Consider the following 13107-nt stretch of genomic DNA (forward strand, 5'->3'; position numbering starts at 1 on the left):
TTCGGCCCAGGCAACAAGGCACCACTGTCCTACCCAATGCCGGGCTGGAACGTCTGCGTGGACTTCCCAATCAAGCCAGGCCTCGGCGCCTTCCTTGATGATCTGGACAAGCGCGTCATGGAATTCGGCGGCCGCCTCTACCTGGCCAAGGAATCCCGTACCTCTGCGGAGAACTTCCACAAGATGTACCCGGGCATGGAGGGCTGGCTTGCCATCCGCAACGCCATCGACCCAACCGGCGTCTTCGCATCCGATATGTCCCGCCGCCTCGAGCTGCGCTAAACGTCCGCACCGAACACAACGCAGAAGATCTTTTAAGGAATAACCCACATGCTCAATGCAGTAGGCCAAGCACAACACATCCTTCTCCTTGGCGGCACCTCCGAAATCGGCCTCGGCATCGTCGAGGAATTCTTGGAGCGTGGCCCGGCCAAGGTCACCCTCGCTGCCCGCGCACAGTCCCCGCGCATCGCCGATGCCACCGCCGCTTTGACCTCCCGCGGTGCTGACGTCGAGGTCATCGACTTTGACGCAACTGACTTCGAGGCCCACCCGGACGTCGTCAAGCAGGCATGGAACCGCGGCGACGTCGACGTTGCCATCGTCGCCTTCGGCACCCTGGGTGACCAGGAAGAACTCTGGCAGGACCAGGCCAAGGCCGTCGCTTCCGCACAGACCAACTTCACCGCCCCGGTCTCCCTGGGCGTGCTGTTGGGCCAGAAGTTCAAGGAGCAGGGCCACGGCACCATCGTCGCCATGTCCTCCGTGGCGGGTATGCGCGTGCGCCGCTCCAACTTTGTCTACGGCGCTTCCAAGGCCGGCGTGGATGGCTTCTTCATCAACCTGGGTGAGTCACTGCGCGGCTCCGGCGCCAACGTCCTCGTGGTTCGTCCGGGCCAGGTGCGCACCAAGATGTCCGCAAACGCTGGCGAGGCACCGCTGACCGTCAACGTTGACGATGTTGCCAAGGCCACCGTCAAGGCAATTTTGAACGGCACGCAGTCCATCTACGTGCACCCACTGTTCGAGTACGTCTCCTTGGCCTTCAAGTTCATCCCACAATCCATCTTCCGAAAGCTGCCTTTCTAATTCCAGCAATCCTCCCGAATGTGGGAAACTAGTGTGCATGACTAGCCCAGCAACCATGCACTCCATGCACACTGAACACACCCGTGCCACGGATTACAACGCCGACGAGCTTTCAACTAAGTCGGCTCTGCTGGGCATAGCGGCGGCTGCCCTTGGCGGGGCGGTCGTCGCTCTCCTCGGTTTTTATGCCTTCAAGACGGTCTCCCTGCCAGCTTTTAGTACCTCCATGGTCACCCGTGCACTGTGCACGGTCGGCATTGTTTTGACCCTCTTGCTGGTCGGCGTGCTCTGCGTGAAGTGGATTTATGACACCCACCGTCCTGCTTTCACACGGCCTAAGTGGCGCACGTGGCTGACCTACGCGGCGTGCTATCTCTCGCCTGCCTTGCTAGTGCTTTCTGCCATCGGTCTGCCGCTTTCCGCCTCCAAGCTGTGGCTGGACGGAGTGCAGGTGGACCAGGTCTTCCGCACCCAGTTCCTGACCCGCACCACGGATCAGATGGGCTACGCCGACATGAACTACGAGGGCCTTCCCACCTTCTATCCCATGGGCTGGTTCTGGCTCGGCGGCCGCGTGGCCAACCTTTTGCACATGCCTGGTTGGGAGGTCTTCCAGCCGTGGGCGCTGATTTCTATCTCGATGTGTGGCTGCCTGCTCGTTCCGCTCTGGCAGCGCTTGGTGGGCTCGCTTCCAGTTGCCACCGCAATCGCGCTCGTGACCACCGCCGTCACGCTCACGGTCAACGCTGAGGAGCCTTATTCCGCGGTCATCGCCATGGGCGTTCCGGCAGTAGCTGTGCTGGCTGCCCGCGCCTTCAACGGCTCCTGGCTTTCTACCTTGGGCGTGGCCCTGTACCTGGGTTTCTCCGCCTGCTTCTACACCTTGTTCACCGGCGCCATCGCACTGACCGTGGTCTCGTTGGTTGCTATCGCCACCGCAATCTACGAGCGCTCCCTGCGCCCCCTCATGCACCTGGTGGTCATCGGCGTCGGCTCGCTGGCCATCGCCGCCATTGCCTGGACGCCTTATCTGCTCGCCACCTTCCGCGCAGAGGCGCCACTGGAGTCCGCCGCTCAGCATTACCTGCCGGAGGAAGGAACCCAAATTCCGGTGCCTTTCCTCTCCTTCAGCATCATCGGCGCGCTCTGCCTCATCGGCCTTATCTACATGGCCATGCGCCTGGAAGACGCCGCAGTACGCGCCCTCGTCATCGCCACCTTGGGTACCTACCTCTGGGTCGTGATGTCCATGGTGGTCACCCTGGCCGGCTCCACCCTGCTGGGCTTCCGCCTGGAGAGCATCATCGTGCTGCTTTTCGCCACCGCCGGCGTTCTTTGTCTGGCAGAAATCCGCCTGCTGGGCATTCCCACGTTGTACCCGGCGCGCTTTAGTGAGACCACCAACAAGCGCATCACCGCGGTGTTCGCCATCTTCTTGGTATTCGGCGGAATCTACTACGCGCAGCACATCCCGGAAGCCAACGAGGATGCCCTCGACCACGCTTATACCGATACCGACGGCAACGGCGAGCGCGCCGACCGCTTTGCCAGTGATTCCTCTCAGGACTACCTGAAGATCCGTGAGTTCATCGACTCGCACGGCTACGCGCCGAATGCGACCACGGTCATGACGGACGAGAAGCTGTTTATGGCTTATCACCCATACTGGGGTTTCAACGCCTTTCCCAGCCACTACGCCAACCCACTGGGTGAGTTCAGCGCCCGCAACGCGCAGATCGAAGCCTGGGGCAAGGACTCCTGGGAGCAAACGCCGGCCGAGTTCCAGAAGGCGATCGATTCCGCGAAGTGGAATGGTCCCGATGTTGTCATCTTCCGCGGCAGCCTCGAAGAGCCGGGCGATGGCTTCAAGATCCACCTGGCTGAGGATATCTATCCCAATCAGCCCAACGTGCGTTACCGTGCGGTCTTCTTCAACCCAGATGTCTTCGAGGAAGGCTGGGATACCAAGCAGGTTGGCCCATTCGTGGTGGCGGTGCGTTCTCACTAACTCTAGGGGCCGTGCCGTAAACTGATCGCCGTGTCAGTTAGCCTTCCTAGTACCGAAAATCCCCGCTTAGCCATAGCGGACGCCCCGCGTTCGCTGCGGCTAACCGCCATTATTGCCGGCCTGATTGGCTTCATTTGTTTTGTAGCGACCCCGCTACTTCCGGTGAACCAAACCCAGTCCTCTTTTGATTGGCCGCAGAATAATTCGCTGCAGTCCATAAACGCCCCGCTGATTTCGGTGGCGCCGGAGGACATCAAGGCCGAGATCCCGCTGAGCGCCGCAGACCAGCTCCATAATGATCAGGACCTGCTCTACGGCACCATCCCGCCGGAATCCACCAAGGCCTCCAACCGCGGCATGTTCGTCCGCGTGAGCGACCAAGGCCTTTCCGTCGTCTCCTTGGACGAGGTGCTGCTTGCCCTTACCCCCAAGGAAGTAGCCGCACTGCCTGACGACGCCGTGCTCAAGATCGACTCCTCCGGCTCCGGCACCACGGTCAGCGTGGATAAGCATTCCGAGACCACGAAGGACGACGTTCGTCCGCAGGTCACCGGCGTCTACACCGAGCTAGAAGATAAGGATGCCGCAAAGCTTGTCGACGAAGGGCTAAACGTCCACGTCGATATCAATTCGCGCTTTACCTCCTCGCCTTCTTTGCTAAAGAAGATTGCGATGTGGCTGGGCGTAGCCATGACCATCCTGAGCCTTATCTGCCTGTGGCGCATTGACCGTCTAGACGGGCGCAAGCTGGGCTTTATGCCTGCCACCTGGAAGCAGATCCGCCCGCTCGACGGCGTGGTTGCTGCCGTCCTCGTCTTCTGGCATATCTTCGGCGCAAATACCTCGGATGACGGCTTCATCCTGACGATGGGCCGCGTTTCCGGTCACGCCTCCTATATGGCGAACTACTACCGCTGGTACGGCGTTCCCGAGGCCCCGTTCGGCTCCCCGTACTACGACCTCGTGGCCTTCTTGTCGGAGATTTCCAGTACGTCAATGTTCGTGCGTCTGCCTGCGCTCATCTCCGCATTCATCGTCTGGTTCATTCTCTCGCGCGAGATTCTGCCGCGCTTTGGTGACCTAGTTAATGGCCGCCGCGTGGCGCACTGGACCGCCGCCTTTATGTTCTTGGCATTCTGGCTGCCATATAACAACGGCATCCGCCCAGAGCCGATCGTGGCTCTCGGTGTCATGGTGACCTGGGCTTCCTTCGAACGCTCTATTGCCGCCCGCCGCCTGCTGCCAGCAGCCGTGGGCACCATCGCCGCAACCTTGACGCTGGGCGCTGGTCCTACCGGACTCTTCGCCGTCGGCGTGTTCTTGGTATCACTGCCGAAGCTATTTGCCTTCATGGCCGAGCGCGCCCCGCACGTGGGCTGGCTCGCCATGATTGCACCTTTCCTCGCTTCCGGCACCGCCATCATGGTCGCAGCCTTTGGTGATCAGACGCTGGCTTCGGTCATGGAGTCCACCCGCGTGCGCTCTGAGGTCGGCCCTTCGCTGCCGTGGTACTCGGAGTACGTGCGCTACACCACGCTCTTCCAGCAGTCCGTGGACGGCTCGATGACCCGCCGCTTCGCCATGTTCACCATGATCTTCTGCTTGGCGCTAATCATCTATGCCTTCATCAAGGATCGCCGCATCGTCGGCGCAGCGGTCGGCCCAACCCAGCGCCTGCTGCTCATCATTGGGCTTAGCACCTTCTTCTTGATGTTCACCCCAACCAAGTGGACCCACCACTTCGGTATCTACGCCGGCGTCGCGGGCGTGATTGCGGCATTGGGCGCGGTTGTCCTCTCCCAGATCGCGATGCGCTCGCCACGCGCGCGCACCTTCGCCCTCGCATCGGTCATCTTCCTGCTGGCTATCTCCATGGCTGGCTGGAATGCCTGGTGGTACGTCTCCTCCTTCGGCATCCCGTGGTGGGATCGCACGGTTCAGCTCAAGGCCATTGAGGCCAACACCGTGCTGCTGTTTATTGGCTTGGTGGTCCTTGCCGTCGGCGTCGTCCAGGCGATGTTCCACAGTTACCGCAAGGCCCAAGCAGAAGAGGAAGGCCGCCTCGAGGAGTTCAAGGCACAGGCCGCCGCCAAAGTTTCGCGCTGGGCAGGCATCATGTCCGCGCCGCTGGCTTTGGCCTGCGCGCTGATTGTGGCCTTCTCGTGTGCATCCTTCGCTAAGGCTTATGCTTCGCAGCAGAATTCCTACTCCGTGGGCAAGGGCAACTTGGCCTCGCTGAAGGGCAACCAGTGCTCGCTTGCCGACGCCACGATGGTAGAGACCAACACCAACGACTCCTTCCTCAGCCCGGTTGAAGGCGAGCTCAAGGACTCGCTGGAGGACCCAAGCGAAGATTCCTTCGGCTTTGGCCCCGATAACATCCCGGAATCCATCGAGCCGGAGAATCTGAACTCGGCGTCGGTTGGCGCAATTGCGAATACCTCAACCGAGAAGGCAGAAAATGCTGACTCTGCCGATGCCGCGCAGTCGGAGGAAAGCAGCGAAAAGTCTGCCAATGAGCAAAGCGGCGGCGTGCGTGGGACCAAGGGCGTAAACGGCTCGACCCGTCACTTGCCTTTCAACCTGGATTACAACAAGGTACCGGTTTTGGGCTCCTACGATGAAAAGCAGCGTTCTACCTCTACCGTAACGACCCAGTGGTACAACCTGCCTGAGGCCAAGGAAAACGCCCCGATTCTGGCTGTTTCTGCGGCGGGCAACATCTACCACCACGATGTCAACGGCATCGAGCAGGACGGCATGGAGCTCAAGCTGGAGTACGCCACCTACAAGGACGGCAAGGCCACCAACAAGGGCGAAGCAGAGCTTTCCGACGTCGGCGCTACCCCGAAGTGGCGCAACCTACGCATCCCGTTGGACAAGCTGCCAGCTGAGGCCAACGTGGTCCGCCTGGTGGCCGTGGATGATTCCACTGACGAGGACGAATGGCTCGCCTTCACTCCGCCGCGCGTGCCGGAGCTTGCGACCATCAACTCGCAGTTCGATTCACAGACCCCGGCGCTGATGGACTGGTCTGTGGCTCTGCAGTTCCCATGCCAGCGCACTTTCGACCACTATGCGGGCGTGACGGAGATTCCGGAATACCGCATCCTGCCGGATGCAGCGGCGCAGACGTCCTTGACTGACTTCCAGTCCTTCTCGGGCGGTGGCGCGATGGCCACGGCTGAGGCAGTCAACTACTCCTACGAGATCCCGAGCTACCTCAACAATGATTGGGCTCGAGACTGGGGCGCAATCGAAAAGTACGAGCTGCGCACCAACTCCAAGGGCGAGGCACCTGCCGAGGCGAACATCGATCATGAGATCGTTTCGCGCTCCGGACTCTGGAAGGAATCTGAGATGAAGATTCGCCCGGAGGGCTCTGAGGAGAAATAACGCTGGGTGCTATCGCACCCAGCGTGAAAAAGCACCCAGCGAGAAGTAGGACCCAGCGAGTACGAGAGAGGGAGGACCAGGTGGTCCTCCCTCTCGTTACTTTATGGCAATCGTCCTAGACAGGTTGCTTGATGCTTTCCCCTTCTTGGGTTTCGCGTGGCTCGGTCTGTTTCGCCTTCTTAGCGCGCTGCACTGCCCAATCCACAAGGAAGAACAGCACCAGGGATGCGCCGAAGAGCGGAGCGATGATGGAATACAGCACCGCGCCCACGACCAGCGCTGGCGAGAGCTTCAGGTGCTGGAGCGAGCGCTTCGGGCGACTAAACCACATCCACAGGCCCATGACGCTGACCGCCAACAGGCCTAGCGCGAGAAGCGCGAGCGCAACCTGGTTGTAGATTCCGAACAAGGTGCCCATATGCAGCTGGATGAGCCATGGGACCGCCTTGGCCATGAGCGGCCAGTCCTTAAAGTCCACGCGGTCCACCACTTCGCCAGTGTGCGGGTCGACAGCGATGGCATCGTAGCTCAGCTTGTAGTCTTGGCGTGCCTCAGTGACGGTCCACGCTGGCGTCTCCGCGGAAGGCGGCGTCATGTCGAGGATGCCGGTCAACCCTGCCGAACGCGCGGCCGCCAACGCGTCTGCGCCGCCCATCACGTTCATGTCCCCCGTCATGTCCATATGGTGATGCTCGGCATGCGGGTCCGCGGCGGCAGTTGCTGCGGGCTTGGGCTGCATCCAGTCCATCTTCTCGCGCAGGGTAGAGATGTTTTCACCAGCAACCAAGGACCAGGTCAGGCCAGTGATGGTGAGGAACACGAAGCCGGGCAGCAGCCACGCGCCGATCTTGGAGTGCAGGGTGAGCATCTTGCCCGCTTTCCGACGCCGCTTGAACCACAGGTAGATGCCCATGATCGCCAGTGCGCCCAGCCATGAGGCGGCGAGCTCGGAGTAGATGCGGCCGGCGTCGCCAAGCCAGAGGCGGCGGTGCCCCTCGGAGAGCCAGCTGCGCAACGGCAACGCGCGAGAGGAACCATACTGCACGAGGTCACCCTTGATTTCGAGCGTGGCGGGGTCCACGAACACTGCGTGGGCGTAGCTGGAGGATTTCAGTGCGTCATCCGCGAAGAGCACGCGGGTGTTCTTCTCGCTGTCGTCGAAGGCCTGCACCTTGCTTACTGCGAGATCCGGATAGACCTTCTGGGCTGCTGCGATCTGCTCATCGAGGCTGTGTGCTTCACCGCTTCCTGACGCCACGATCTCATTCTTGTACACCACCGACTCGATGCTGGGGGCCAAGGCGTAGAAGAACCCGCTCAGCGCTGCAACGATGAGGAACGGCGCTATGAGAATACCGGCTGTCTTGTGTAAGCGCGACATCGCACCATGATTGGAAATACTCATGGGTGAATAGTCGCGACGCTATTAGCAATAGTTCCCGATAAAGTTTTCTTGTGATCCTTTCGAATCGCGGGAACTTTTGCCGGCAGTGGTCAGGTTGCCCTCAATTCGGTTTGGTTTCCCTGGTTGGGTCCCCCTCTAATGGTCCCTTTACGAGTAGCGAAGCCGTGCGGGATGCCCCATTGGGTAGCTTTACCCCCAAGGGGATCCAACCAATGGGACCAAACCGCTAAACGCTAAAACCAGGCGGCTTAGACGGAGCGCAGGAAGTCCGCGGTGTCCATGATGCGCTGGCGGGCCACTGCCGGAGTTGAGATGCGGTGAGTGGAGACGTAATCGGCGGTTTCGGCGCCAGGGATGGTGACTCGCTCGGCGATTTCGTCTTGCACCGCAGTCTGGACGAGTGTGCGCGGGTACTCGTTTGGCAGCTCGTAGCCGGCGCGGATCTCCTCGGGGAGATTGGAAAGCGCGGCGAAGTCGGGGAAAGTAAGGATGAGTGCATCGGCGGGCGCGAGTGCAGCCAAGGCGCCGCCCGAGGAGTAGCCCCACACGGTCACGGAAGCCGCACCTTGTTCGCGGGCATAAGCGATGGCCTTGTTGACGGATTCCACCATGTCAGCCACGCTGTGTTCAGGTGCTAGCGGGTAGTCCACGTCGATGATGGTGGTGCCGGACAACTGTGCTGCGGCGGCAACTTCGGGGCGCCACTGCATCTCTAACGCGGTTCCATCACCGCGCCACCAGCCGCCGGAGTGGAGGGAGACTGCCCACTTGCCATTCGGCGCAGTGGGCTCGAAGATGGCGCCGACCTCAGTGTCACGCTGCGTGATTCCATCAGTGAACTTGGTACCCGGCAGCGCGTGGTCAACCGCAGTGCCCAAGACCATCATGGAAGCCTGCGTGATGCGATCCGGTAAAAGCGCGCAGTAGCGGTCAGCATCCGGCGAGCCGCCGCCAGCCCACGGCGGACGGAAATCCGGCAGTGGGTAGTGGACCTGCATGTAGGTGTAGAGCTGTTCCAGCTGCTCCTCCTCGCTCAACTGGCGGTCTTGGCCGCCAATCTGCCACTGCTCAATCGAAGTCATGCATTCGAGGTTACCGCTACTATGGCGGCCATGACGAAGGTAGCCAAACTCCACCCCACCGCCGAACTATCCCCCACTAAAGCCGAAATCGCAGCTAAGCACGCCCACATCGACGAGATCATTGGAAGCTACCGCGCAGTAGATCCTGATGACGAAGTTGGCATTGAAGTCCTCCTCGGCCACGATTACGCCGGCAACATCGTCCAATTCCCCGTCACCTACCGCGCCGCCGACAATGCCACCAACAAACCACTGTGCGCCATGGACCACTCCGTGCTCGGAAAGCGCTCGGTAGCCCGCGCCGAAGACGACCCAGTCGCCATCACACAATGGGTCCATCTTGTACAAAACGAGGAAACCTCCGCCGCATACTCCACCGGCCCACAGCGCTTCCACGCCTATGGCACCGGCGGACTACCTGGCGAAATCGAGTTCTTGCCCACCCTTACCGTTACCCCACCGGAGGCTGGGCAATTACGAGTAGTCGACTCCGAGACCGGAACCGACTACCTCGCGGCGCGTCTTACCAGATTGTGACGCGGTCTTCCTCGGCCAGGTAGAACGGAGAATCCTTCTCTACCTCGAAGGCCTCGTAGAACTCCGCCACATTCGCCACGATGAGGTTGCAGCGGAACTCCGCCGGGGAGTGCGGATCGATGGCCAAGTACTGGGTGGCCATCTCCGGACGGATTGCGGTGCGCCAAACGCGCGCCCAGGACAGGAAGAGGCGCTGCAGGCCGTTGTACTCGGCGTCGTAAAGCGCAGGAGATGCGTCCTCCACCTCGAAAGGGGCCACTTGGCCAGCGATGTCGAGGCCGTTGTCCGCGCAGTAGTTCTTGTAAGCCACCACTGCGATGCCCAGTCCACCCAGGTCACCGATGTTCTCACCCAGGGTGAAGCTGCCATTGACGCCCGCGGAATCAGTACCTTCCAGAACGGAAGGCACGCGGCCGTTGAACTGCTCCACCAACTTCGCGGTGAGCTTTTCAAATGCCGCGCGGTCCTCTTCAGTCCACCAGGAGTTCAGGTTGCCCTGGCCATCGTACTGCGAGCCCTGGTCATCGAAACCGTGGCCGATCTCGTGGCCGATGACCGCGCCGATTGCGCCGAAGTTCTCGGATACGTCGCCGCCCTCAGCGGAAGGGACAAAGAATGGCGGGCGCAGGATGGCGGCCGGGAAGGTGATGTCATTGACCACCGGGTTGTAGAAAGCGTTGACCGTCTGCGGGGTGGAGAACCACTCGTCGCGGTCCGCGGGCTTGCCAATCTTGCGCAGCTCGAAGTCGTGCGCCCATGCGTTGCCCGCGCGGACGTTGGCCACGAGGTCCTTGCCCTCAGAGCTGAAGCTCAGATCGGAGTAGTCGCGCCACTTATCCGGGTATCCAATCTTGGCCTTGAACTGGGCAAGCTTCTCCAGCGCGCGCTCACGCGTTGCCGGAGTCATCCACTCGAGCTGGGAGATGCGCTCGCGGTAAGCAGCGGTTAAGTAATCAACCAGGGTGTCCATCTCCGCCTTAGATGCCGGCGGGAAGTGCTGGTCCACAAAGACCATGCCAATCTCCTGGCCCACCAGGGACTCCGCTAGGCCCACGGCGCGCTTCCAGCGGTCACGCTGAGTGGTAGCACCGGAAAGGCGGGTGCCGTAAAACTCGAAGTTCTTCTTGCCCACCTCTTCCGGCAGGTACGGCGCGCGGGACAGCAGGATGTGCCAGGTGGCCCACAGCTGCCAATCTGCCATGCGGTCCGCGGTGAAAAGCATCTCGAAGTGCTCGAGGTAGGAAGGCATCATGTTCACAACGCGCTGTGCTTCCAGGCCACCACCTGAAAGGATGGCGCGTGCCAACTCCGGCAGCTCCTCGAAAGGCATCGGGTTATAAGTCTTCACGGCATCGCGCGTGGAAACGACATCCCAATGACCGGCAGCCAGCTCCTTTTCCAAACCCACGATGCGCGTGGCGGCAACGTCGGCGCCCAAGCCGAACAGGCGGGCAGGATCGAGGAAGCCCAGCATCTGCGCCACGTGCTTTTCATATGCAGCCAGCGTCTCCGCATGCGCTTCCTCGCGGTAATAAGCCTCGTCCGGCAGGCCCAGGCCAGACTGGATGACGTAGGCCACGGCTTCCTCGGAACCGGAATCCTTTTCCGCCCAGAAGGTCACCGGGGCGCCGACTCCCTCGCGCTCGAGTTCGCCGAGGCGCTGCGCCAGCTCTTGAGGGTCGGCTGCGGTGAGGTGGTCGAGGTCGGCGTCAATTGGCGCCATGCCTGCACCATTTACGCCCTCGGTATCAAGGTGCGATGCGTAGAGCGCGCCCGGGCGCCCAGTGTCATTTTTAACAATCTCGTGCACGAGCTCTTCCGCCTCGTCACGCAGGTTGTGGAAGGTGCCATCAACGCCCCGATCATCGGGGATGACGTGGGATTGTAGCCATGGTCCGTTGACAAATTGGTAGAGATCTTTCATGCCAGCCACTCTAGGCGAATCAATCCGGTTAAGGTGTGGACTATGCCAACTTATCGGTTCCCACCATCACAACTCCGCGGATATTTTCTCGCGGTCGTTAGCTTCGTGCTGGTAGTGCTCGTCATCCCCACGCTTATCGCAGCAACGGTGACCCCGCCCGAGCCGAAGACCGAGGAAGTGGTGCTTGATTCTGCGACAACAGGTTTCAGTGAGGATGAAACCTGGACCATTGAGGTCCCGGGTCTGCGTTGCACGCCTAATTCGGAGACCATGGCGAACCAGGCCTGGGACTGCGGTGCGACGCTCGTGCAGGTGGTCAGCACTGAAGGCCTCGACGGTGCCGACGAGGAGGTGGCGATGCATCGCGCCGTCCGCGGCTATGCTTACGGCGAAGTTTCCACGGCAAAGATCCACAGGGAGGGCGATGCACTCGCGCTTTACGACGCCCCCGCCGACGCAATCGTCCTCTCCCGCGACGGAGAGGGCGACTTTACCGACTTTGACTACATCGTGATGCTCATCGGCGGCGATTTCACCCACGCCGCGGAACTCATCTGGCAGGCCTTTGGACACCGCGAGCTGCCGGTGAAAGCGGAGACGGGAGTAGTGGCATCATGAGCAAACTCTTCCGCAACTCGCTGTGGGTACTACTGGCTCTGGGCATGGTGAGCATCATGGCTAACCTAATCAGCTACCTGCTGATTGCTCCTGCTTTGGTGGTACCCAGCGTGCTCATCGGCGGCGCCTACGTGGCCCTCGTCCTCTTTTTGCTTCGCCTAAGCCCCATGTTCCCGGCGCGCGGATGGGTCTGGGCGGCGCTCCTGTGGGGTGGCGGTACCGCGGTGGGCATGGCTTTGCTCTCCTCTACTCCGCTGATGACGCTGGCGTCATCCTTCGGGTGGCAGGCCGCCACGATGTCGTGGGCGGGTGCCTACCCAGAGGAGATTTCCAAGACCACCGGAGTCTTCTTCATTCTTTTGTCATTCCGGCAGCTCAACCGGCCGTGGCACGGCTGGGTCGTGGGCGCCACCGTGGGCTTAGGCTTTGAGACCCTCGAGAACGTGTTGTACAGCGTCGTCGGCGGCACGATGCACCCGCTTTCTGACTGGACCGGAATGTTTCAGATGTGGGGTCTGCGCCTCATCGCGGGTCCGGCGCTGCACGTCTTGCTCACCGCGCTGGCGGGTTGGGGAATAGGCTGGGCGCTATTCAGCGCGAACAAGACAGTCTGGTGGCGCCTGGGCTCCATCTTTGGCTTCCTTTTGCTAGCCTTTGGCCTGCACTTTTGCTGGAACTACCTGCCGGAGAACACCACGCTGATGCCAGTTCAATACGTGCTGGTGGGGCTGGTGCTCTACCCACTGAACATCTACCTGGTCTATCGCGGCAACAAGTTCGCGCGGGAAGACACCACATACAGCGTGATGCATGCTGGCACCGCGGTCAGCAAGAGAAAGAACTAAGCTCTCAACCGATCAACCCTTCCAAGTCGCGGGCATCTAATCCATGGCGACGCATGCTTACGCGGCCGTCTTTATGAGTAATTCCTTCGGCTTCCCAGCGTAGGATTGAGCGCTCAGGCGCGTGCGAGGTGCCGTCGGCGCGTACCACGCGCCACCAGGGCAGGCCGGGGACCTTCTTCATCACCCAGCCCACGTAGCGGGCA

11 protein-coding genes are annotated in these 13107 nt (G+C 61.1%); 7 read left to right on the forward strand and 4 right to left on the reverse strand.

Going from position 1 to position 13107, the window contains the following annotated elements; all coding sequences use genetic code 11:
• The 4 genes from HMPREF2724_RS02120 to HMPREF2724_RS02135 all read left to right on the forward strand — a co-directional run.
• Positions 1–282, forward strand: a 282-nt coding sequence (locus HMPREF2724_RS02120) for a D-arabinono-1,4-lactone oxidase (RefSeq protein ID WP_141748313.1), incomplete at its 5' end; no start/stop codon positions are given.
• Positions 283–330: 48 nt separating this feature from the next.
• The gene (locus HMPREF2724_RS02125; RefSeq protein ID WP_070586920.1) at positions 331–1089 is read left to right on the forward strand and encodes a decaprenylphospho-beta-D-erythro-pentofuranosid-2-ulose 2-reductase; all 759 of its coding nucleotides are present in this window, start codon (positions 331–333) and stop codon (positions 1087–1089) included.
• Between the two features lie 37 nt (positions 1090–1126).
• Positions 1127–3097, forward strand: a complete 1971-nt coding sequence (locus HMPREF2724_RS02130; protein ID WP_070586923.1) for a galactan 5-O-arabinofuranosyltransferase — start codon at positions 1127–1129, stop codon at positions 3095–3097.
• A 30-nt stretch (positions 3098–3127) separates the two neighbouring features.
• Positions 3128–6493: an arabinosyltransferase domain-containing protein gene (locus HMPREF2724_RS02135; protein ID WP_210386669.1), complete on the forward strand. Its 3366-nt coding sequence runs from the start codon at positions 3128–3130 to the stop codon at positions 6491–6493.
• Between the two features lie 115 nt (positions 6494–6608).
• On the opposite strand, the gene HMPREF2724_RS02140 is transcribed toward HMPREF2724_RS02135, so the two are convergent.
• Both HMPREF2724_RS02140 and HMPREF2724_RS02145 read right to left on the reverse strand, forming a co-directional pair.
• Complete coding sequence (locus HMPREF2724_RS02140) at positions 6609–7898, reverse strand: PepSY-associated TM helix domain-containing protein (RefSeq protein WP_246818183.1); 1290 nt, start codon at positions 7896–7898, stop codon at positions 6609–6611.
• A gap of 248 nt (positions 7899–8146) precedes the next feature.
• Positions 8147–8980: an alpha/beta hydrolase gene (locus HMPREF2724_RS02145; protein ID WP_062036291.1), complete on the reverse strand. Its 834-nt coding sequence runs from the start codon at positions 8978–8980 to the stop codon at positions 8147–8149.
• Positions 8981–9010: 30 nt separating this feature from the next.
• Between HMPREF2724_RS02145 and HMPREF2724_RS02150 the strand changes: the two genes are divergently transcribed.
• Positions 9011–9517 (forward strand): CG0192 family protein, encoded by a 507-nt coding sequence (locus tag HMPREF2724_RS02150; RefSeq protein WP_062036293.1) that lies wholly within the window; start codon positions 9011–9013, stop codon positions 9515–9517.
• Here HMPREF2724_RS02150 and HMPREF2724_RS02155 read toward each other — a convergent pair.
• A complete protein-coding gene (locus HMPREF2724_RS02155; protein WP_070586928.1) occupies positions 9504–11441 on the reverse strand; it encodes a M13 family metallopeptidase in 1938 nt (645 codons plus the stop codon). The genes HMPREF2724_RS02150 and HMPREF2724_RS02155 overlap by 14 nt on opposite strands.
• Before the next feature lie 42 nt (positions 11442–11483).
• Between HMPREF2724_RS02155 and HMPREF2724_RS02160 the strand changes: the two genes are divergently transcribed.
• Positions 11484–12059, forward strand: coding sequence for a hypothetical protein (locus tag HMPREF2724_RS02160; protein WP_070586931.1), 576 nt, complete (start codon positions 11484–11486; stop codon positions 12057–12059).
• Positions 12056–12904 carry a PrsW family intramembrane metalloprotease gene (locus HMPREF2724_RS02165; protein WP_070586933.1) on the forward strand — a complete coding sequence of 283 codons (849 nt, stop codon included), beginning with the start codon at positions 12056–12058 and terminating at the stop codon, positions 12902–12904. The genes HMPREF2724_RS02160 and HMPREF2724_RS02165 overlap by 4 nt, the downstream gene beginning before the upstream one ends.
• Positions 12905–12908: 4 nt before the next feature.
• Here HMPREF2724_RS02165 and HMPREF2724_RS12975 read toward each other — a convergent pair.
• Positions 12909–13107, reverse strand: a 199-nt coding sequence (locus HMPREF2724_RS12975) for an MGMT family protein (protein ID WP_070586934.1), incomplete at its 5' end; no start/stop codon positions are given.

Origin of the sequence: Corynebacterium sp. HMSC071F07, assembly GCF_001810285.1 — a bacterium.
In the GTDB taxonomy this organism is placed as follows: domain Bacteria; phylum Actinomycetota; class Actinomycetes; order Mycobacteriales; family Mycobacteriaceae; genus Corynebacterium; species Corynebacterium simulans.

Bases quoted from the DNA above. Each gene is read 5' to 3' on its own strand.
- HMPREF2724_RS02125 (WP_070586920.1), top strand. From the start codon at position 331: ATGCTCAATGCAGTAGGCCAAGCACAACACATCCTTCTCCTTGGCGGC.
- HMPREF2724_RS02130 (WP_070586923.1), top strand. From the start codon at position 1,127: ATGACTAGCCCAGCAACCATGCACTCCATGCACACTGAACACACCCGT.
- HMPREF2724_RS02140 (WP_246818183.1), bottom strand. From the start codon at position 7,898: ATGAGTATTTCCAATCATGGTGCGATGTCGCGCTTACACAAGACAGCC.
- HMPREF2724_RS02145 (WP_062036291.1), bottom strand. From the start codon at position 8,980: ATGACTTCGATTGAGCAGTGGCAGATTGGCGGCCAAGACCGCCAGTTG.
- HMPREF2724_RS02150 (WP_062036293.1), top strand. From the start codon at position 9,011: ATGACGAAGGTAGCCAAACTCCACCCCACCGCCGAACTATCCCCCACT.
- HMPREF2724_RS02155 (WP_070586928.1), bottom strand. From the start codon at position 11,441: ATGAAAGATCTCTACCAATTTGTCAACGGACCATGGCTACAATCCCAC.
- HMPREF2724_RS02160 (WP_070586931.1), top strand. From the start codon at position 11,484: ATGCCAACTTATCGGTTCCCACCATCACAACTCCGCGGATATTTTCTC.
- HMPREF2724_RS02165 (WP_070586933.1), top strand. From the start codon at position 12,056: ATGAGCAAACTCTTCCGCAACTCGCTGTGGGTACTACTGGCTCTGGGC.